Origin of the sequence: Leucobacter alluvii (assembly GCF_039530485.1) — a bacterium.
GTDB classification, from domain to species: Bacteria; Actinomycetota; Actinomycetes; order Actinomycetales; family Microbacteriaceae; genus Leucobacter; species Leucobacter alluvii.
On record NZ_BAAAOP010000001.1, the window covers coordinates 17,292 to 37,113 of the forward strand.

The window sequence follows — 19,822 nt, forward strand, 5'->3', positions numbered from 1 at the left end:
ATGAACGACCCCTATACGCCGACGAGCGGCGACCCCGGCTATTCCGTGGCCCACTACGACCTCGCGCTCCAGTACACGCCCCGCACCAACCGGCTCGCCGGCCGCGCACGGCTCGATGTGCGGGTGCTGGTCGAGACGGATCAGCTGCGCGTCGACCTCATCGGGTTGAGCGCCGACAAGGTGCGCGTCGACGGCGCGCTGCAGCGGCACGTCAAGCAGTCGGCGCACGCGATCACGATCCGCCTCGCCGAGCGGGTCGCCGCCGGCTCGCTCCTGCAGCTCGACATCGACTACTCCGGCCGCCCGGGGCCGCGCCGCTCGCGCTGGGGTCAGCTCGGCTGGGAGGAGCTCGAGCACGGCGCCCTCGTCGCCTCCCAGCCCACCGGGGCTCCGACGTGGTTCCCGTGCAACGACCGGGTCGACGATCGGGCCACGTACGCCATCTCGTTCACCACCGACCGAGGCTTCTTCGTGGCCGTGACCGGCGTGCCCGGCAGGGCGACCGCCCGATCCGGCAAGACGACCCGGACCTTCACGAGCTCGGTGCCGACCGCGACCTACCTCGTCGCGGCGCACGTCGGCGAGTACGCCGAGTACCGGCTCGGCCCGCGCGCGCGACTCGTCGCACCGCCCGCCCGCGCCCGCCTCGCCCAGCGCGCCTTCGCGCCGGTGCCCCGCATCATCGAGACGTTCGAGGAGTGGTTCGGCCCGTACCCGCAGGAGGATCTCACCATCGTCGTGACCGAGGAAGAGCTCGAGATCCCCCTCGAAGCGCAGGGCATGGCGACCTTCGGCCGCAACCACGAGGCCCCGAGCGAGCAGCGGCTCATCGCCCACGAACTCGCCCATCAGTGGTTCGGCAACAGCGTGGGAGTCGCCCGATGGCACGACATCTGGCTCAACGAGGGGTTCGCCTGCTATTCCGAGTGGATCTGGTCGGAGGCATCGGACGGCCCGACGATCGCCGCGCTCGCCGCGGAGCACCACGCGCTCCTCTCGGCGCTGCCGCAAGACCTGCTCCTCGCCGATCCCGGCCCCACCGACATGTTCGACGACCGCGTGTACAAGCGCGGGGCCCTGCTGCTCGAGGCGCTGCGGCGCGTCATGGGGGAGGAGCCGTTCCGTGCGCTGCTGCTCGCGTGGGCGAGCACGTATCGACATCGGCTCGTGGCGACGGCCGGCTTCATCGCGCTGGCGCAGTCGCTGAGCCCGGTGCGCGTCGACGCGCTCTTCGAATCATGGATCTACGCGGAGGCCCTGCCCGAGCTGCCGGTGGTCGGGCTGGCCGACTGAGTACTCGGGCGTCGGGGAGCGCAAGCGAGGCTGAGGATCGCAGACGCGCCGTTCGGCGTCGGCGTGATGCGCCGGTCGGCACCGTGGAGCGTGAGAGCCTGTGCCGGATCATCGGCGCCGGCAGGTGACGGGTCTGCGCGCCAGGTGCCGTCGCCGAGCATCGTGAACGACGCGTCTGCGTAGGCGCCGCGGAGCCCCGCGCGACGAGCCTTGGCGACCGCCTCGAGCCGGGTCCAGGCGGCGACGGCGCCCCTCGTCTCGCGGGTTCGGGGCGGGCGGGCGCTCCCGAGCGCCTCAGCGACGCGCGCTCGCGTGCTCGGCGAGTCGAGTTCGACGTCGATGCCGAGTGCGAGGGCGCCGGCGGGGGCGACGCCGACGGCGACGAGGCCCGGCGCATAGCTGATGCTGATGAGCGGGTCGGGCGGGCGGGTGGCGTCGGCGGTGCTGGTGCTGGCAGTGGCGTTCAGCAGCCGCGCGACCGGAGCGCCATGGGCGCTGCTGCCGCAGGCGGGGCACTGGCGGGTGACGCGCACCGAGCCCGGGTCGGCAGGCGCGAGCATCGAGGCGAGCAGCGCGTGGGCGACGTCTCGGCGATCCTCATCCGCCGCGAGTGCCCGCCAGGCCAGGCGAATGCCGAACGGCGCGGGCTCGACGCGCGTCTCGGCGATCCCGCCGGTCATCCGTCCCCGTCGGGATCGCCGTCGCGCAACAGCGCCAGCCGACTGATGGTGCGGAAGAGATCGACCGGCGGATCGGAGATGTCGACGAGCCCGGCGCGATCCGTGCGGGAGAGCACGGTCAGCGGCAGGTCGGCATGCATGAGCACGTCGAGCAGCGAGACGAACCGCTGCCGCGCCTCGCGACTCGTCTGCGACAGCGGCGGCGCGTCGACGAGCACCCACTGATCGAACTCGGCGGCGAGATCGAGGTAGTCCTCGGCGATCGACGGCGACTCCAGCAGATCGGCGAAGTCGAACCAGACAGCCGTCGAAGCCGTGAGCCCGCTGCTCGCCTCGCCGCGGCGCACCGCGAGCGCCCGCAGCGCACGATGCCCGCCCAGCACAGTGGTCGACTCGTGCGGGTGCGGGGGTTCGAGCCCGGAGGATCGTGCTGCGCTCGCCGCGGAGCCGGACGCACCGAACGCGATCCAGCGCCCCGAAGCGAAGCCGTGCTCGGCGGGGGCCGCAGGCGACGCGGAGCGGTAGTCACTGCCGCCGTCGAGCGTGCGCACCGCGAAGTGCTCGCGGATGAGACGCACGCTCGGCTCGACCACGTGGTGGAACACGGGGTTCGCGAGCAGACCCTCCGGTTCGTAGTTGGAGGTGAAGAGCGTCGGGATGCGGCGGGCGACCAGCTCCGCCACGAGACGATTGAGCAGGCTCGCGCCGCCCGGATCGTGCACGTGCAGCTCATCGAAGAAGAAGACCCGTGCGCCGTCGAGCAACTCGGCGACGGTCGCTTCGATCGCGTCTCGGGCCGTCATCTGCGCTCCGAAACGGCGCTGCAGCTCCTGGAAGAAGGTGTGGAAGTGCACGCGGCGCTTCGCGGCCGCCGGCACATCGATCGCGTCGAAGATCTCAGATGCGAGCCAGGTCTTGCCGCGCCCTGCCGGCCCGTGGATGAAGACCCCGCTGGGAGTGCGCGCACCGCCCCACCGGCCGGCCAGCACGGCGATCTCATCGAGCAACTGCTGCTGAGCCCGGTCGAGCAGAATGCCCTTCGCTCCCGCCGAGTGCTCCACTGCGGCGCTGAGCCGCGAAGCGGCGCGGGGTGTCGCTCGCGGATCCGTCACGTTCCCCGATCCTAGCGAGGCGCGCTCCAGGCTAGGATGGAATGTCAGTGAGCGGGAGGAGACCGGGTATGGCGAAACAGGTCGAACTGGGGCCGACCGGGCGACCCGATCGCATCATTCCGGCACCCAAGAAGCTCGACCGCCACGGGCCCGCGCGCATCATCGCCATGTGCAACCAGAAGGGCGGCGTCGGCAAGACGACCAGCACCATCAATCTCGCTGCAGCGCTCGCGCGCTACGGTCGCCGCGTGCTCGCCGTCGACTTCGACCCCCAGGGCGCGCTCTCGGCGGGCCTCGGAGTGCCGGCCCACGACGTCCCCACCATCTACGACCTGATGCTCGGCAAGCTGAAGGATCCGCGCGACGCGATCCAGACCACCGGCACCGCCGGGCTCGACGTGATTCCCGCCAACATCGACCTCTCGGCCGCCGAGGTGCATCTCGTCACTGAGGTCGCGCGCGAGCAGATTCTCGGCAGCGTGCTGCGCAAGGTCGTGGACGACTACGACGTCATCTTGATCGACTGCCAGCCGTCGCTCGGTCTCTTGACTGTGAACGCGCTCACGGCGAGCCACGGCGTGCTGATTCCGCTCGCCTGCGAGTACTTCGCGCTGCGCGGCGTCGCCCTGCTGGTCGAAACCGTCGACAAGGTGCGCGATCGCCTGAACCCGGCGCTCGAACTCGACGGCATTCTCGCGACGATGTACGACGCACGCACGCTGCACGCCCGCGAGGTGCTCGAGCGCGTGGTCGACACGTTTGGCGACAAGGTGTTCGACACCGTGATCGGCCGCACCGTGAAGCTGCCAGACGCGCAGATCGCCGCGAAGCCGATTCTCGACTACGCCCCATCGAACGCCGCCTCAGAGGCGTATCTCAAGCTGGCCCGCGAGCTCGTGCAACGCGGCGCCGTCGCCTAGCGCCATGGTGGTGGACACGGATCCGGGAGCCGCAGCGGCCGGCACGGATTCGGTGCCTGCCGACGATCGCTTCCGCGTCAGCCTCTCGGTCTTCGACGGGCCGTTCGACCTGCTGCTCAACCTGATTGGCAAGCACGAACTCGACATCACCGAGGTCGCCCTGAGCCTGGTCACCGACGAGTTCATCGCCTACCTCGCGTCCATCGAGGGGCAGGGCATCGTCGAGCTCGACCGCGCCTCCGAGTTTCTCGTGGTCGCCGCGACGCTGCTCGACATGAAGATCGCGAGCCTCCTGCCGCAGGGCGAGGTCGTCGACGCCGAAGACATCGCACTGCTCGAAGCCCGCGATCTGCTGTTCGCCCGGCTGCTGCAGTACCGCGCCTTCAAACAGGCCAGTGCCTGGTTTCGGGATCGCCTGGAGGCGGAGAGCGCTCGTCACGCCCGGCAGGTGCCGCTCGAAGCGAAGTACCGCTCGCGTGGGCCGGAACTCGTCTGGACGCTGAGCCCGGGCGACTTCGCCGCGATCGCGACGCTCGCCTTCGCGCCGCGCGAGATTCCGACGGTCGGCCTCGACCACCTGCACGCGCCACTCGTATCGATCCGCGAGCAGGCCGCGATCGTCGTCGCGCTGCTGCGCGGCGGTGTCAGCGCTGACGGCAGCACTGATGGGCGCGGCGGGTCGCGCTCCTTCCGCGAACTGGTCGCCGGGGTCGCGGAACGGGGCGTGGTGGTCGCACGGTTCCTCGCGATCCTCGAGCTGTATCGTCGTGCAGCGGTCACCTTCGAGCAGGCCGAGCCGCTCGGCGAGCTGCAGGTGCAGTGGGTCGGTGAGAGCTGGTCCGACGACGAGCTTGCTACGTTAGGAAACGACTATGACTGACAACGACAGCGCCGCTCCGACCCTCGCCGAGGGAGAGCTGGACGCCGCCCGCAGCGCCCACTCGTTGTCGCAGCAGCTGGAGGCGCTGCTCATCGTCGCCGACGAGCCGCTCAGCGCGGTCGCCCTGGCCACCGCGACCGATCGCCCGGTGCGCGAGGTGCGCGCGGTGCTCGACGCCCTCGTCGCCGAGTTCGACGGCGAGCGCGCCGGCGGCGGTGCAGTGAGCAGCGGTGCCGGATCGCCGCGCGGCTTCGAGCTGCGTGAGGTCGCCGGCGGATACCGCTTCTACGCCCGCGCGAGCCTCGACCCGATCGTGGCCGACTTCGTGCACCAGCAGTCGCCGGCGCGCCTCTCGCAGGCGGCGCTCGAAACGCTCGCCGTCATCGCCTACCGCCAGCCCATCTCCCGCGGAGCGATCGCCTCGATCCGCGCCGTCAACGTCGACTCGGTGGTGCGCACCCTGCTCGGCCGGGGGCTCGTCGCGGAGGTCGGCAACGATCCGGAGACCGGCGCGATTCTCTACGGCACCTCCGACGCCCTGCTCGGCTATCTCGGCATCGGCGACATCTCGGAGCTGCCCCCCATCTCCCCACTGCTCGAAGAACCCACGGAAGGATTCGACGAATGAATCGCTCGGAAGAGAATCTCGGCGGCTCGTACTCCGTCGACGGCGAGAACATCGAGATCGACCTCGCGGAGTTCGGGTGGGACCGTCCGCAGACGGCGCCGGCCGAAGCCGCGCACGACGATGACGGCCGCATCCGCCTGCAGAAGGCGCTCGCGCACGCGGGCGTCGCATCGCGCCGGGCCTGCGAGTCGCTGATCTCCAGCGGACGCGTGACGGTCAACGGCGAGATTCAGCGCGAGCTGGGCTCGCGCATCGACCCCGAGACCGACGACGTGCGCGTCGACGGGGTGGTCGTGCAGCTCGACGTGTCGAAGCGCTACTTCGTGCTGAACAAGCCGCGCGGCGTCGTGTCGACCATGAACGACGAGAACGGCCGCCCCGATCTCCGCGAGTTCGCCGACGAGGTCGAGGATCGGCTGTACAACGTCGGGCGTCTCGATACCGACACGAGCGGTCTGCTCATCCTCACGAACGACGGCGAGCTCGCGCACCGTCTCGCGCACCCGAGCTTCGGCGTGCAGAAGACGTACATCGCGAAGGTGCGCGGGAGGGTGACGGCTGCCGTGATCCAGCAGCTCAAAGACGGGGTGGAGCTCGCCGACGGGCCGATCCACGCCGATCGCGCGAAGCTGCTGCCAGGCGGGTCGGGCGACGCCCACTCGCTCGTCGAAGTCACGCTGCACTCCGGCCGCAACCGCATCGTGCGCCGCATGCTCGCCGAGGTCGGGCACCCGGTGGTCGAACTCGTGCGCCGCCAGTTCGGCCCGCTCCACCTCGGCACGCTGCGCGTCGGCGAGCTGCGCGAACTGTCGTCGGGGGAGCGCGGGGCGCTGCTCTCCGCGGTCGAAGACGAGGGATCTGGCGACGGGTCCGGATCCGGAGGCGCGCAGCAGGCCGGGCGCCGGGGCGAGATCACCGCCGGCCGGCCCGGCGACGGCAAGGGCGCCCGCGGGATGCGCGGCATGGCGGCGCGCGGAAACCCGCACGGACGCGGCGGACGGAAGCAGGGCGGTCGATGAGCGCCCCTGAAGCTGCGCCGACCGGCGAGCATCTGCGCGCGGCCGGGGAGCGCCCGGCGCTGGTCGCTCGCACCCGTGGGCCGGTGCACGTCATCGGCGCGGGCCTGCTCGGGGCGAGCGTCGGTCTCGGCCTGCGCGAGCGCGGCGTCGACGTGACGCTCGAAGACCTGTCGCCGACGTCCGTCGCGCTCGCCGCCGATTACGGCGCGGGGCGGGTGCGCACCGCCGAGGACGAGTCCCCGGTGCTCGTCGTCATCGCGACGCCGCCCGACGTGACGGCTGATGTGGTCGAGCGCGCGCTCCGCACCTACCCCGACGCCGTGGTGACGGACGTCGCGAGCGTCAAGCTCGCACCGTTCGCCGAGCTCAAGCGCCGCGGCATCGACCTGGCGAAGTACGTGGGCTCGCATCCGATGGCGGGGCGGGAGCGCGGGGGAGCGATCATGGCGCGCGCCGACCTGTTCGTGGGCAGGCCCTGGGTGATCTGCCGCGACGGCGAGACCCCGGCCGACGCGCTCGCACTCGTCGAAGCCGTGGCGCTCGACCTCGGCGGCGTGCTGATGGAGATGACGCCCGAAGAGCACGACCGGTCGGTCGGGCTGGTCTCCCACCTGCCGCAGGTCGTGTCGAGCCTGCTCGCCGCGCGACTCGTACCGGCGTCCGAGCAGGCGATCGGCCTCGCGGGCGGCGGTCTGCGCGACACCACGCGCGTCGCCTCCAGCGATCCGGAGCTCTGGGTGCAGATCCTCGGCGCGAACAGCGCGCCCGTCGTGGAGCTGCTCGACGCGTTCTCGGCAGATGTCGCCGCGTTCGCCGATGCGCTGCGCGATCCGGCACGCACCGGTGCGCGTCGCCGCATCGCTGACCTGCTGTCGGCGGGCAACAACGGAGTGTCGCGCATTCCCGGCAAGCACGGTTCGTCCGAGCGATTCACCCAGATCACGGTGCTCATCGACGACTCTCCCGGGCAGTTGGCGAAGTTGCTCACCGAACTCGGAGAACTGGGCATTAATATGGAAGACTTGCGCCTCGAGCACTCGCCGGGCGCCCAGATCGGTTTCGCGGAGATCGCGGTACTGCCGGAGGTCGCCGAACGCGCGGTCGCCGATCTCGTCGAACGCGGATGGAGGACGCTGTGACTGATGCTGCATCAGCTGCCGCTGCGCTGACCGTGATGACGGGCGCGGCGCAGGCGGAGCGCGCCCAGCAGACCGAGGCGCCGAACGCGGCCCCCCTGCTCGTCGCGATCGACGGGCCGGCGGGCAGCGGCAAGTCGAGCGTCTCGCGTGCCGCCGCAGAGCGCCTCGGATTCGGGATCCTCGACACCGGCGCGGCCTACCGGTCGCTCGCGTGGGCGGCCGTCGAGACCTCCGCCGACCTGGACGACTCGGCCGCGGTCGGCGCGATCCTCGACGTGTGGACGTACGCGATCACCCTGCGCGGTCAGCAACGAGTCACGGTCGAACTCGGCGACGGCGTCGTCCACGATGTGACGGCGGCGATCCGCGCCCACGACGTGAGCGGGCTCGTCAGTCGAGTCTCGAAGCACCCAGAGGTGCGCGAGCGCTTGAACGAGATGTTCCGGCGGATCGTCGCGGAGTCGGGGCTGCCCGGCGTCGTGATCGAGGGTCGCGACATCACGACCGTGGTGGCGCCCGACGCGCCGGTGCGCGTGCTGATGACCGCCTCGCCCGAGGTGCGCGCGCAGCGTCGCGCCGGCGAGCTCGACGGGCTCACCCACGCACAGGTGCTCGCCGACATCGAGGCGCGTGACGCCAAGGACGCGCAGGTCGTCGACTTCTTCACCCCAGCCCCCGGGGTGACGCTCGTCGACACGAGCAACTTGAACTTTGCACAGTCCGTGGAGGCTGTGGTTGAAATCGTACGAGCGGCGCAGGGCGTCGCGGAAGAGAGCGAATGATGAGCGAGCAGAATCCCGGAACGGGCGCCGAGCACGAAGGCGCGGCGCGGCCGGAGTCCGAGTTTGACGGAGCCGAGTTCGACGGCCCCGAGGTCATGCAGGTGAACCCCGACGGCAGCCAGGTCGCCGCGGCCCCCGAGTACGACGAGGCCGAGACCTACGCCGCGACGGTGAACGATGCCCCCGTGCACGCCGCCGGCGACGGTGAGGTCGTCTTCGGCGAAGGCTTCGACGCGAGCGTCACCGACGAGGAGCGCCTGCGCGCCATGCGCTCGAACCTCGAAGGCTTCGACCTCGAAGACGACGACGTCGCGATCATCAGCGATGACGGCGAGTTCCTCGGCTTCCGCGAGCCCGTCTCCGAAGCGCTGCCGGTCGTCGCGATCGTCGGCCGCCCCAACGTCGGCAAGTCGGCGCTCGTGAACCGCATCCTCGGCCGCCGCGAGGCCGTCGTCGAGGACGTGCCGGGCGTCACCCGCGACCGCGTCACCTACCAGGCCGAGTGGGGCGGCACCCGCTTCAGTCTCGTCGACACCGGCGGCTGGGAGCCCGACGCGAAGGGCATCGACGCGTCGGTCGCGCTCCAGGCCGAGGTCGCGATCGAGCTCTGCGACGTCGTCATGTTCGTCGTCGACTCCCGCGTCGGACCGACGGCCACCGACGAGCGCGTCGTGCAGCTGCTGCGCCGCACGCACAAGCCCGTCTTCCTCGTCGCCAACAAGGTCGACGACGCCGTGCTCGAGGCCGAGGCCGCCCAGCTGTGGTCGCTCGGACTGGGTGAGCCCAACGCCGTCTCGGCACTGCACGGCCGCGGCGTCGCCGACCTGCTCGACGCGGTCGTCGAAGCACTGCCCGAAGAGTCGGCCGTCGCACAGCCGAAGATGCTCGGGCCGCGCCGCGTCGCACTGCTCGGTCGCCCCAACGTCGGCAAGTCGAGCCTGCTCAACAAGGCGGCCGGCGAGGAGCGCGCAGTCGTCAGCGACATCGCGGGCACCACGCGCGACCCGGTCGACGAGCAGGTCGAGATCGCCGGACGGGTGTGGACGTTCGTCGATACCGCAGGCATCCGCCGCCGCGTGCACCTGCAGAAGGGCGCCGACTTCTACGCATCGCTCCGCACCGCCGCAGCGCTCGAGAAGGCCGAGGTCGCGGTCGTGCTCATCGACGTGACGCAGGAGATCTCCGACCAGGATCTGCGCATCGTCGACCTCGTGCTCGAGTCGGGGCGCGCACTCGTGCTCGCCTTCAACAAGTGGGACATGCTCGACGACGACCGTCGCCGGTACCTCGAACGCGAGATCGAGCAGGATCTCGCGCACGTCGACTGGGCGCCGCGCGTCAACATCTCGGCCCGCACCGGGCGTCACCTCGAGAAGCTCGTGCCGGCGCTCGAGACGGCGCTCGAGTCGTGGGACACGCGCATTCCGACGGGCAAGTTCAACGCCTTCGTCGCCGAGCTCGTGCAGGAGCACCCGCACCCGCTCCGCAGCGGCAAGCAGCCGCGCATCCTGTTCGGCACGCAGGTGCAGAATCGCCCGCCGACATTCGTGCTGTTCACCTCGGGCTTCCTCGACCCGCAGTACCGCCGCTTCATCCAGCGACGCCTGCGCGAGCGCTACGGCTTCGACGGCAGCCCCATCGTGATCAACATGCGCATCCGCGAAAGGCGCCCGCGCCCGTAGGGGTGGGCGCCGCAGCGCCTTCGGCTGGTGGTGATGGTGCCAGCGTGAGAAATACGGTTTCCGTGAGATCGCCTCGCCGGGTGTGCGTCTCACGGAAGCCGCATCTCGCGCCGAAGCGAAGCGACGTCTCGCACCGGAGTGAAGCGGCGCGCGGGGCAGCGTTCAGCCACGGGGCGGTAGCCTCTGAGCATGTCGGCACCAGGGCGCTTCGGAGAGGATTTCGGCGACGCTTCACCGTCGCGTCAGCTCACCGGGCTCGAGCGGACGATCGACCGCGCGGCGCACCGCCTCCTCGCAGGCAAGCCCGCGACGGGCGCCCGGGCGGTGCTCATCGAGGCCGCAGTGTTCCTGCTCAAGCAGGCGTGGGCGTGCATCTTCGGCGCGCTGATGCTCGTGGTGATCGTCGCCGCGCGCCTCTGGTACCCCGACGACGCCGGCCTCGCCCGGAATGACGCGATGACGATCGCGGCCGTGGCGATCCAGATCGGCATGCTGGTGTTCCGCCTCGAGAGCGGCCGTGAACTCTGGGTGATCGTGCTGTCCCACATCACGGGAACGGTGATGGAGCTGTTCAAGACCGATGTCGGATCATGGGCGTACGCCGCCGACGGAGTGCTGAGGATCGGCGCCGTGCCGCTGTTCAGCGGCTTCATGTACGCGGCCGTCGGCTCGTACATGGTGCGCGTGTACCGGCTGCACGACCTGCGCTTCACGCGGTATCCGCCGATCTGGGCGACCACCGTCGTCGCGGTCGCGATCTACGCGAACTTCTTCACGCACCACTACATCTTCGACGCCCGATGGATCCTGCTCGCCAGCGTCGTACTGCTCTGGGCCCCGACCGTGATGCACTTCCGCATCTGGCGAGCGACGCTCAAGGTGCCGCTCCTGCTGATCTTCGTCGGGGTCGCGCTCTTCATCTGGATCGCCGAGAACATCGCCACCCTCTCGGGTGCCTGGCTGTACCCGAGTCAGACCGACGGGTGGGAGCTCGTCTCCGGCCAGAAGATCGTCTCCTGGTTCCTGCTGATGATCATCTCGGTGGTCATGGTCACCTGGGTGTACCGCCCGAAGCGGCCTGAGGTCTCGTAGCCGGCGTCACCCGGTAAGTCTCTCGCGAACGGCTTCTGGCGAACGCTTCTGGCGGCCGGTCTCTCGCGACCGCGCCTCGCAGCCGGTCGCTTACGCCGCGAAGACGAGCGCGAGTGCACCGAATCCGAAGACCGCGACCGCGACGATGCCGGCGAGCACCCAGAGTGCGAGCATGACCGCGTTCAGCCAGACGCCCCAGAGGGCGAGGGCGCGATCCTGCGTGCCGCGGCGCAGTGCGAGTATGCCGAAGACGAGGCCGGTGATGGGGGCGAAGAACGTCCATCCGCTGACCACCGAGGCGATGCCGAGCACGAAGCTCGTGATCGAGAAGGCGCGGGAGTGCTCGTTGATGTTCACCGGGCCGCTCGGGAACGGCTCGGATCCGTTCGACGCCGCGCTGCTCGCCGCGAGGGGCGTCGTGTCGGTGACGAGCGGGTACGTCGGTGCCGTGCCGGACTCGGAGGCGACGGTGGTCTCGGGGGTGATGGTGGCGCTCATGGCGGCTCCTCTCGTGGGCGGCGAACCGGGTGTTCGTCCGTGATACCTCAACGGTAGGTCGGAGCGGGGTGCCGCCACATCCGCCCGGAGTATCGCGCGCGTAAGACCCCGGTACCGTGTCGAGCGGCACCGGGGTCAGGGTTGGATCGGGGTCGGGTCAGGGTCGGGTCAGGGATCGCACAGGGTTTCTCCCCGGGTTGCACTCCGGGGGAGCGCTCAGGGATCGAACTCAGTGCGAAGCCTGCGACACGTCCGTGCCCTCGGGAGTCATCACGAACACGGCCAGCGCGACGGCGAACATGATGATGCCCCCGGCGATCCCCGTCGCCTGCATCGAGTGGGTGAACGCGACGCCGGCCTGCTGCGCAAGCTCGGGGAGGCGCAGCTCGTCGGCGATGGAGACCGCGGCACCGAGCGATTCCTCGGCCTGCCCCGCGAGGGTGCGCTCGACGCCCTGCAGCGCCCCCGAGGCGATGAACTCGGCCCGGTAGAGCAGCGCCGAGACGCTGCCGAGGATCGCCACGCCCAGCACGGCGCCGAGCTCGTACGAGGTCTCCTCGATCGCGCCCGCGTTGCCGGCCTTCTCTTCGGGGGAGCCGTGCATGATCATGGCCGATGCGATCGCGAGCGAGCCGGTGCCAGCGCCGATGAAGCAGAGCGCGATGATGACGGTGAGGGTGGTGAGCGTGCCCGGCTGCAGGCCGATGATGAGCATGCCGACTCCCGCGAAGCCGAGGCCGCCCGCGAGCACGGCGCGTGCCCCGATGCGGCGCGCGAGCGCGGGGGCCGAGAGCGAGGCGAGGGCGCCGGTGATCGCGATCGGGAAGAGGCGCACGCCGGCCTCGACGGGGGAGGCGCCGTCGACGAGCTGCAGCCACTGGGCGATGAGCAGCAGGGCGGCGATCATCGCGAACGTCGATCCGAGCGCTGCGATGGCGCCGGCCGAGAAGACGCGGTTGCGGAAGAGGCTGAGGTCGAGCAGCGGTGACGCGCTACGCAGGCAGCGCATCACGAACCAGGCGAGCAGGGCGGCACCGGCGGCGAACGCGATGAGCGCCTCGGGTACGAGCAGGCTCGCCTCCTTGCCGAACGTCTTGATCGCCCAGACGAGCAGCGTCATGCCGACGAGGGAGAGCGCTGCGGCGAGGAAGTCCCAGCGGCCCGTGTGCGTGACGCGCGACTCGGGGAGGATCGCGATGCCCGCGATCACGCCGACGAGCATGAGCGGCACGTTCACGAGGAACGCCGCGTGCCACGAGAAGTACTCGAGCAGCAGCCCGCCGAGCAGCGGGCCGACTGCGGCGCCGAGGCCGGAGACCGCGGCCCAGATGGCGAGCGCGGTGGCGCGCTCCCGGGGGTCGGTGAAGATGACGCGGATGAGCGAGAGGGTGATCGGCATGATCATCGCGCCGCCGATGCCGAGGATCGCGCGGATCGCGATGACCGACTCGGCGTTGGTGGCGAACAGCACGAGCAGCGACGCCGCCCCGAAGATCGAGTAACCGAGCAGCAGCATGCGCTTGCGGCCCCAGCGGTCGGCGATGGCCGCGAACGAGACGAGCAGGCCTGCGAGGACGAGCGAGTAGACGTCGATGATCCAGAGCTGCTGGTCGGAGGTCGGGTGCAGCTCGGCCGCCATCTCGGGCAGCGCGATGTTGAGGATCGTCATATCCATCGTGATGACGAGCAGGCTCGCGGTGAGCACGCTCAGCGCGGCCCAGCGGCGGGCCTTGCTGAGCGGGGCGAACTTCGGTGCGGTGCGCTGGTCGGACATGGTGGTCACGGTCTTTCCTCGGGTCTGTGTTCGGTGTTCGGTGCCGCGTACGGTGCGGGGGAGTGGAGAGCGGAGCTGAGCTACGAGTTCGCTGAGCCCGGCACCGGCATCGTCATGAGCGCCCGCATGATGCGCGTGATCTCATCGCGGCCGAGCGGGGTGCCGGTGAGCCCGGCGTGCATGGTCGCCCCGTCCATGAGCACGGCGATGGCGACAGCGCGCTCCTCGCCGATGCGGGTCGAGAGCAGTTCGACGAGGCGCTCGGGCCAGCGCAGCGCGAGCGCGCGCAGCCGGGCGTCGGTCATACCGCTCGTCATGAGCGCGATGTCGGCGTGCACCGTGCGCGGGTCTTCGAGGTAGGCGAGCATCTCGTCGATGATCGGGTCGGGGTGCTCGACCATCGTCGCGACGAACGGTTCGAGCCGCGCGATCGATTCGTCGATCTCTTCGGCGAGCTGCTGCAGGGCGCACTCGCGCAGGTCGTCGATGGAGCTGAAGTACTGGGTGGTCGAACCGAGCGGCACCGAGGCGCGCTTCGCGACGGCGCGGTGCGTGAGGGCTGCGTGGCCCTGTTCCACGATGATCTCGGTCGCCGCGGTGAGGATCGCGAGGCGTCGCCCCTCCGGGTCCCGACGGCGGGGAGCGGGCGGGCCAGCGGGTTCGACTGCAGGTTCGTGCGAGGGCGACATGGCGGCTCCTTTCGTGGACGCGGGGAACGGCGGGTACCGGTTGTGGACGCCGCAGAATCTTACTGTACATGTGTACATGTACTTTTGTACAATAGTGATTTCGGGGATGGATTGCGAACCATTGCCAACCCCCTGCCAATGTCGCAGGTTGCAGGTAACGTGAATGATGCAGGTCGGCACGCTGTCGACCGGCCCGGAGACGGGCACGAGGGGAGTAACGAGATGGCGCAGATCAGTACGGCCGACCTCTACGACGAACGCGGCAGCGAGCTGCGATCGGTGTCGCTGCAGTTTCAGAACATCGGCGGCATGACCGGCTTCACCGGGCCGGTGCGCACCGTGCAGTGCTTCCGAGACAACTCGCTCATCAGACAGACGCTCTCGAGCGACGGGCACGGCGCAGTGCTCGTCATCGACGGGGCGGGGTCGCTCGAGACCGCACTCGTCGGCGACCAGATCGCCGAGCTGGCCTGCGACAACGGGTGGGCGGGGCTCATCGTGAACGGCGCCATCCGAGATCGCGTGGCGATCGGGACGCTGCCGTTCGGCGTGAAGGCACTGGGGTCGAATCCGGCGAAGTCGACCAAGACCGGGGCCGGCGAGGTCGACGTGCCGGTCGAGATCGCTGGCGTGACGTTCCGCCCCGGCGCCACGGTGTGGTGCGACGACGACGGGATTCTGGTCGAGCCCTGACCGAACCCCGACCGTGCCTGACCGGTCGCTGCCCCGCGTGCTCACACCTGTCGGGCGGCGAACCCGGTTGAGCAATAGGATGCGAGTATGACCGAGCGCTTCCGAGCACTGCTCCCGTTCGTGCCGTACCTTGCGGTGTCGCTCGCGCACGTCATCGCCTGCTTCGGGCAGTACGCGTTCGAGGGATGGACGAAGCTGCTGCTCATGCCCGCGCTCGCCGCCGGGGTGATCGCATCGGCCGTGCTCGTGCCCGAGCTGCGCCTGCGCCTGCGCCCCGTCCCCGTCGGCGCGCTCGCGCTGCTGCTCGCAGCGATCACGTTCTCGTGGCTCGGCGACGGCGCGGCGACGTTCTTCCCGATGTTCGCGAGCGAGATCCCGATGATGCTCGCGTGCTTCGGTGTCGCGCACATCGCGTACATCGTGCTGCTGTGGCGCACGCGCGGCATCGCCAAGCGGCGCCTTCCCGCGTGGAGCCTCGTCTACGTGCTCGCGTACCTCGTGCTGCTCGCGCTGCTGCTGCCGCACACGAAGTCGCTGTCGATTCCGGTGATGGCCTATGGCCTTGTGCTCGTCGCCACGGCGGCCCTCGCGACCCGATGCGGCGCGGTCATCGCGTGGGGCGGCGCGTCCTTCCTGCTCTCCGACGCGATCCTCGCCTTCCGGCTCTTCGTGCCCGGCAGCACCACCTGGACGAGCGGCGTCGTCATGCTCACCTACACCCTCGGCCAGGGGCTCCTCGCCTACGGCATCGTCGCCGCACTGCGCAGACGCGTGGATCGGGGCGAGGCGGGACCCGCTACTCCTCGGGCAGGATCTTCAGCAGCTTCTTGACGCCGCGAATCGTCGTCGCGCCCGCGGCGCCCACGCGCACGCGCAGCTCGGCGTCGCTGGTGACGACGGTGGTGATCGATCCGCTCGCGCTCAGCGCTTCGACCGCGCTCACGATCGTGTCGTCGCCGGTCTCGGGAGCGCTCAGCACGCGGATTCGGTCGGTGCTGTCGATGCCGCGCGCGTTGCCCTCGACCACGACGATCCAGTCGGGGTAGACGCGGTCGAGGCCCGGCACGCGGGGCTCGGCGAGATCGAGGAAGCCGGCGCGCACCCCGTTCGATGTTTCGAGGTAGGCGTACAGTCGGTCGCGGAGGCGCTCTGCGGCGCCGCGGCGATCCTTCCACCACCCATTGGGCACGCTGCCGATGACGTTCGCAGCGTCGACGATGACGGTCGGAGGCGGCCCGAGCAGCGGGCGCAGCAGCGGCCAGCTCGCGGCGAAGGCGGGGTGCAGGGGGAGCGCTTCGACGTGGTCGAGCGGCACCCAGGCGAGGGCGTGGCTTTCGGGGTCCGTGATCTCGGGCTCGAACTGGGTGATGACGTCGGCGACGAGCGTCGTGTACGTCCAGCCGCCGCGGTCGAGCACGTGGGTGTAGCGCGGGCGCACCGAGTGGTCGGGCACGCCCGCCTCCTCCTGCGCCTCGCGGATTGCTCCGTCGTTCGCCGACTCGCCCTCGTGGCGGGCGCCACCCGGGATGCCCCAGGTGTCGCCGTGGTCGCTCCAGGTGACGCGGTGCTGCAGCAGGATCGCGTCGCGGGCGTGGTCGAAGGCGAGCAGCCCGGCGGCGCCGAAGCGGCCCCAGTAGCGCCCGCCATCGCCCGCCTCGATCCAGGCGTCTCCGGTGTCTCGCAGGTCGCTCATGGTCTCAGCGTATCTGCCGCGGGGCTCCGTGTGCGCGTTTGTGAAGCCTCCTGGCGCGGGAATGCGGGGGTGGTGTATCGATGTTGTGCTGGGTGTCGGGCGGTTTCCTGCCGCGCCGTGATGCGTGTGCTTGTGCGCGCGCTGTTGCTGTTGTTCTGCGTTTCCGAGGAGGATTCATGTCGACCGATGTCGAGCCCTACGCCGCTGCTGCTGCCGATGCTGCCTCTCGAGAGCTCGCTGTTTCGTTCATCGCGCGCACCCCGGGGCAGCGGCCCGCACCCGTCGAGGGCGTCGAGCTCGTGAAGACGATCGTGGTGCAGGCGAAGGATCGCTTCGTGCTCGTGCTCACCCCCGTCGACGCGCAGTTCTCGTGGGCGAAGCTGCGGGCGCACCTCGGCGTCAACAAGCTGTCGCTGCCCGACGCCGACGGCGCGTTCGCGGCGACGGGGTACGTGCGGGGCACCATTACTCCTTTGGGTGCCGCGGGATCGTGGCCTGTTGTCGTCGATGCGCGATTGGCCGGGCGGCGGATCGCGATCGGGTCTGGGAGTGCTGAGTTCGGGGCGCTGGTTTCGGCTGATGAACTGGTGTCGGCGTACTCGGCTGCCGTGGTGGAGCTCGCCGCTGAGTAAAGGTCTGGTTTCGCTTCTCGGCTCGTTCGGGCTTGGTGGCGCGCCCGGGTTTCTGCGGCACCGCCGCGATTTCCGACCGTTGGTTCGATCCACCCTCCGAGTGTGGGTAATATAGAGGGGTTGCCTCGGCAGCGCAGGCCAGATTCTGGCCGGCGAAGCTGGAGAACAACGGGCTGTGGCGCAGCTTGGTAGCGCACTTGACTGGGGGTCAAGGGGTCGCAGGTTCAAATCCTGTCAGCCCGACCAAAAAATCGCGGAAACTCAAGGGTTTCCGCGATTTTTTCGTTGGTGAGATTTGATCCGGTCATCACAAACCCATCTTTTTGACACGCCGAGGGGGCACTCGGGCGATTGTCGCCCGGCAGGGCCCCGACCGCCCCGGTTGTGTACGGTCAGCTGCGATGCGCGTCGTGCACCTGTTCGTCATGGACACCGAAGCACAACCCACCCCGTGGGGCCTGGAGCCCCTGATCGATGTCGGCGAGCTGGCCACGTATTTGGGCATCCCCGTCTCGACGATCTACGACTGGCGTACCCGCGGCCTCGGCCCGCCCGCGTACCGCTTCGGCAAACACCTGAAGTTCGCCGTCTCCGACGTACGCATCTGGGTCGAGCAGCAACGCGACGGCGCCCAGGCTTCCCCGTTCGACGGGAGGTGACGCGATGAGTCGCCCGCGCCTACCCATCGGCACGTTCGGCACGATCGGGTTTCAGACCGCGTCGAACGGTCGCGTGACTGCCCGCGCGAGGTATCGCGACTGGGATGGAAAGTCGAGGCTCGTGCAAGCCACCGGCGATACGAAGCGCGCCGCCGAACAACGGTTGAAAGCGAAGCTTGCCGAGCGCACGCTCTACCAGCCCGCAGGCATCGGGCTGACTGCCGACAGTCCGTTCCCTGACCTGGTGACGTACTGGCTTGAAGATCTCGATCTTGAAGACCGGCTCTCGACCACCACCCGTCAGCTGTACGAACGCAACATGCGCACGCTCGTGATGCCCGCGTTCAAAGACCTCACGCTGCGTGAGATCGGCGTGGCCCGCTGCGACCACTTCTTGAAGCAGCTTGCGAAGCAAAGCTACAACCGTGCCAAGCAGGCCCGGGTGGCATTGCGGCTTGCGCTCGGGCTCGCGGTGCGGCACGAGGTGCTGCCGCGCAACCCGATGGATCACGTCTCACGGCTCCGGAAACCCCCGACGACACCGAACGCGCTCACCCCCGCCGAGGTGAACGCCATCCGCACCGCGATTGCGTTCTGGGAGACCGGGCTCTCACCCACCGGGCCGAAACCGGACGGGCAGCTCGGCGCGATCGTCGAGGTGATGCTCGGCACGTCGGCCCGCATCGGCGAGGTGCTCGCGATCCGGCGCCGCGATATCGACATCGTGAGCGCCCCGCCGTCGATTCGCATTAGCGGCACCATTGTCGCGCATCGAGGCGAACCGACCCAGCGGCAGGATCATCCCAAGACTGCGAAGTCTAGACGCACCGTCGCACTCCCCGCGTTCGCTGCCGAGGCGGTGCGACTCAGGCTTGCTCGCCGTGATGATGCCTCGCTTGATGCACTGTTGTTCTGTAATCGTGACGGTGGCCCGCTGACGACGAACAACGTGCGCAGGCAGCTTCGGCACGTGCTCGACCTCGCGGGCATCGAGGGCGTCACGCCGCACATGTTTCGTCGCACGGTTGCCACCGCAATCAGCAATGAGGCTGGTGTCGACCTGGCCGCCGAGCTACTCGGACACACGGACCCGGCGATCACGGTGCAGCACTACATCCGCCGCAACGAGATGGTGAACCCGGCGACCGCCGAGATGCTCGACCGCGTCTTCGGGAAGGAAGCGTGAAGTCGGCCCTGCACAAACCCATTCGTGCATGTCAGAATACTTCTCAAGTAGGAAGTTATCTGACATTGACTGATTTAACCGCGTCTCAGCTCTCCGAGCGGCTTGGCGTCACCCGACGTCGAGCGCTCGAACTATTGCGCTCCGAAACCATCACTGGCCGTCAGCTGGCCAACGGCACATGGCTAGCCGACCCCAAGGCTGTTGCCAGGTATGAGATCTCCGCTCGTCGAGGTTCGGGCCGCACGCTCGATGCGTCAACTGCGTGGGGCCTGTTGTGGGAGTTGTCTGGGCTTGATGCCGATTGGCTGAGCGACAGCACACGGGCGCGTGCGCGTCGTCGCATTCGCAATTCCGATGCAACCTCGATTGCAGCCGTGGTTGCATCTCGTACGCGCGCGCATCGCTACACCTCAGCGAACACCGAACGAGCAGCAGCGGGCTTGATCCGCACAGGCCGTTCCGCAGCAAGCTTGCTCGGCACTGATCTGATCGAAGACACAAGGAACGTCGCCGGGTACGTCCGCTCGGGCTCGGTGGATGATTACGCAAGTGCCCACTTCTTGGTGGAACACGTGAATGGCAAAGACGTGCTGTACGAGAACACCCTGCCGATCTCGTATGGCGCAGACGCCATGCCGCCTGCGGTCATTGCCGCCGACCTCTCGGCGAGCACGGATACCCGCGAACGCAGCGCGGCCCTCAGCACAATCGAAGATCTGAGGTTGCGATGGCTGGCGGAACACTGAACACTTCCGGTGCGATTTCATGCAC

General features: G+C 69.4%; 21 protein-coding genes and 1 tRNA gene. 16 read left to right on the forward strand and 6 right to left on the reverse strand.

Annotated features, from left to right (window positions below):
- Entirely contained in the window at positions 1-1,293 is a 1,293-nt protein-coding gene (locus ABFX18_RS00075; RefSeq protein WP_346056830.1) for a M1 family metallopeptidase, read from the forward strand.
- On the opposite strand, the gene ABFX18_RS00080 is transcribed toward ABFX18_RS00075, so the two are convergent.
- Together ABFX18_RS00080 and zapE are read right to left on the reverse strand one after the other, a co-directional pair.
- Positions 1,245-1,973 (reverse strand): 4'-phosphopantetheinyl transferase family protein, encoded by a 729-nt coding sequence (locus tag ABFX18_RS00080; protein WP_346056831.1) that lies wholly within the window; start codon positions 1,971-1,973, stop codon positions 1,245-1,247. The two genes, ABFX18_RS00075 and ABFX18_RS00080, sit on opposite strands and share 49 nt — an antisense overlap.
- Positions 1,970-3,085, reverse strand: a complete 1,116-nt coding sequence (gene zapE, locus ABFX18_RS00085; RefSeq protein WP_346056833.1) for a cell division protein ZapE — start codon at positions 3,083-3,085, stop codon at positions 1,970-1,972. The genes ABFX18_RS00080 and zapE overlap by 4 nt, the downstream gene beginning before the upstream one ends.
- 68 nt (positions 3,086-3,153) lie before the next feature.
- Here zapE and ABFX18_RS00090 point away from each other — a divergent pair, with 68 nt between their 5' ends.
- The 8 genes from ABFX18_RS00090 (at position 3,154) to ABFX18_RS00125 (ending at position 11,227) form a co-directional block, all read left to right on the forward strand.
- On the forward strand, positions 3,154-4,005 hold the full coding sequence (locus ABFX18_RS00090) for a ParA family protein (RefSeq protein WP_346056835.1): 852 nt from the start codon (positions 3,154-3,156) through the stop codon (positions 4,003-4,005).
- A gap of 4 nt (positions 4,006-4,009) precedes the next feature.
- A complete protein-coding gene (locus ABFX18_RS00095) occupies positions 4,010-4,885 on the forward strand; it encodes a segregation and condensation protein A (RefSeq protein ID WP_346056836.1) in 876 nt (291 codons plus the stop codon).
- Positions 4,878-5,513, forward strand: a complete 636-nt coding sequence (gene scpB, locus ABFX18_RS00100; RefSeq protein ID WP_346056838.1) for an SMC-Scp complex subunit ScpB — start codon at positions 4,878-4,880, stop codon at positions 5,511-5,513. The genes ABFX18_RS00095 and scpB overlap by 8 nt, the downstream gene beginning before the upstream one ends.
- Positions 5,510-6,532, forward strand: a complete 1,023-nt coding sequence (locus ABFX18_RS00105; protein ID WP_090151249.1) for a pseudouridine synthase — start codon at positions 5,510-5,512, stop codon at positions 6,530-6,532. Before scpB ends, ABFX18_RS00105 begins: the two co-directional genes overlap by 4 nt.
- A complete protein-coding gene (locus ABFX18_RS00110; protein WP_346056839.1) occupies positions 6,529-7,671 on the forward strand; it encodes a prephenate dehydrogenase in 1,143 nt (380 codons plus the stop codon). Before ABFX18_RS00105 ends, ABFX18_RS00110 begins: the two co-directional genes overlap by 4 nt.
- Positions 7,668-8,453: a (d)CMP kinase gene (gene cmk, locus ABFX18_RS00115; RefSeq protein ID WP_346056840.1), complete on the forward strand. Its 786-nt coding sequence runs from the start codon at positions 7,668-7,670 to the stop codon at positions 8,451-8,453. The genes ABFX18_RS00110 and cmk overlap by 4 nt, the downstream gene beginning before the upstream one ends.
- Positions 8,453-10,135, forward strand: a complete 1,683-nt coding sequence (der, locus tag ABFX18_RS00120) for a ribosome biogenesis GTPase Der (protein ID WP_346056842.1) — start codon at positions 8,453-8,455, stop codon at positions 10,133-10,135. Before cmk ends, der begins: the two co-directional genes overlap by 1 nt.
- 189 nt (positions 10,136-10,324) lie before the next feature.
- Positions 10,325-11,227 (forward strand): DUF817 domain-containing protein, encoded by a 903-nt coding sequence (locus ABFX18_RS00125; protein ID WP_346056844.1) that lies wholly within the window; start codon positions 10,325-10,327, stop codon positions 11,225-11,227.
- A 90-nt stretch (positions 11,228-11,317) separates the two neighbouring features.
- Here ABFX18_RS00125 and ABFX18_RS00130 read toward each other — a convergent pair whose 3' ends face one another.
- From ABFX18_RS00130 to ABFX18_RS00140, 3 genes are all read right to left on the reverse strand, one after another.
- Positions 11,318-11,725, reverse strand: a complete 408-nt coding sequence (locus ABFX18_RS00130; protein WP_249290770.1) for a DUF4190 domain-containing protein — start codon at positions 11,723-11,725, stop codon at positions 11,318-11,320.
- Positions 11,726-11,954: 229 nt separating this feature from the next.
- The gene (locus tag ABFX18_RS00135) at positions 11,955-13,499 is read right to left on the reverse strand and encodes an MFS transporter (protein WP_346057150.1); all 1,545 of its coding nucleotides are present in this window, start codon (positions 13,497-13,499) and stop codon (positions 11,955-11,957) included.
- A gap of 80 nt (positions 13,500-13,579) precedes the next feature.
- A complete protein-coding gene (locus ABFX18_RS00140) occupies positions 13,580-14,188 on the reverse strand; it encodes a TetR/AcrR family transcriptional regulator (protein ID WP_346056846.1) in 609 nt (202 codons plus the stop codon).
- A gap of 222 nt (positions 14,189-14,410) precedes the next feature.
- Between ABFX18_RS00140 and rraA the strand changes: the two genes are divergently transcribed.
- Both rraA and ABFX18_RS00150 read left to right on the forward strand, forming a co-directional pair.
- Complete coding sequence (gene rraA, locus ABFX18_RS00145; protein WP_346056848.1) at positions 14,411-14,881, forward strand: ribonuclease E activity regulator RraA; 471 nt, start codon at positions 14,411-14,413, stop codon at positions 14,879-14,881.
- Positions 14,882-14,968: 87 nt separating this feature from the next.
- On the forward strand, positions 14,969-15,712 hold the full coding sequence (locus tag ABFX18_RS00150; protein ID WP_346056850.1) for a lysoplasmalogenase family protein: 744 nt from the start codon (positions 14,969-14,971) through the stop codon (positions 15,710-15,712).
- On the opposite strand, the gene ABFX18_RS00155 is transcribed toward ABFX18_RS00150, so the two are convergent.
- Entirely contained in the window at positions 15,678-16,574 is an 897-nt protein-coding gene (locus ABFX18_RS00155) for an NUDIX domain-containing protein (protein WP_346056852.1), read from the reverse strand. The two genes, ABFX18_RS00150 and ABFX18_RS00155, sit on opposite strands and share 35 nt — an antisense overlap.
- Positions 16,575-16,750: 176 nt before the next feature.
- On the opposite strand from ABFX18_RS00155, the gene ABFX18_RS00160 reads away from it, so the two are divergent.
- The 5 genes from ABFX18_RS00160 to ABFX18_RS00180 all read left to right on the forward strand — a co-directional run bounded on the left by ABFX18_RS00160 (position 16,751) and on the right by ABFX18_RS00180 (position 19,797).
- Positions 16,751-17,206, forward strand: coding sequence for an aminoacyl-tRNA deacylase (locus ABFX18_RS00160; protein ID WP_346056854.1), 456 nt, complete (start codon positions 16,751-16,753; stop codon positions 17,204-17,206).
- Between the two features lie 169 nt (positions 17,207-17,375).
- Positions 17,376-17,452: transfer RNA gene (locus tag ABFX18_RS00165), tRNA-Pro, on the forward strand.
- A 155-nt stretch (positions 17,453-17,607) separates the two neighbouring features.
- Positions 17,608-17,865: a helix-turn-helix domain-containing protein gene (locus ABFX18_RS00170; protein ID WP_346056856.1), complete on the forward strand. Its 258-nt coding sequence runs from the start codon at positions 17,608-17,610 to the stop codon at positions 17,863-17,865.
- 4 nt (positions 17,866-17,869) lie between these two features.
- Positions 17,870-19,051: a tyrosine-type recombinase/integrase gene (locus ABFX18_RS00175; RefSeq protein ID WP_346056858.1), complete on the forward strand. Its 1,182-nt coding sequence runs from the start codon at positions 17,870-17,872 to the stop codon at positions 19,049-19,051.
- Positions 19,048-19,797 (forward strand): hypothetical protein, encoded by a 750-nt coding sequence (locus ABFX18_RS00180; RefSeq protein WP_346056860.1) that lies wholly within the window; start codon positions 19,048-19,050, stop codon positions 19,795-19,797. Before ABFX18_RS00175 ends, ABFX18_RS00180 begins: the two co-directional genes overlap by 4 nt.
- Positions 19,798-19,822: the final 25 nt, after the last annotated feature.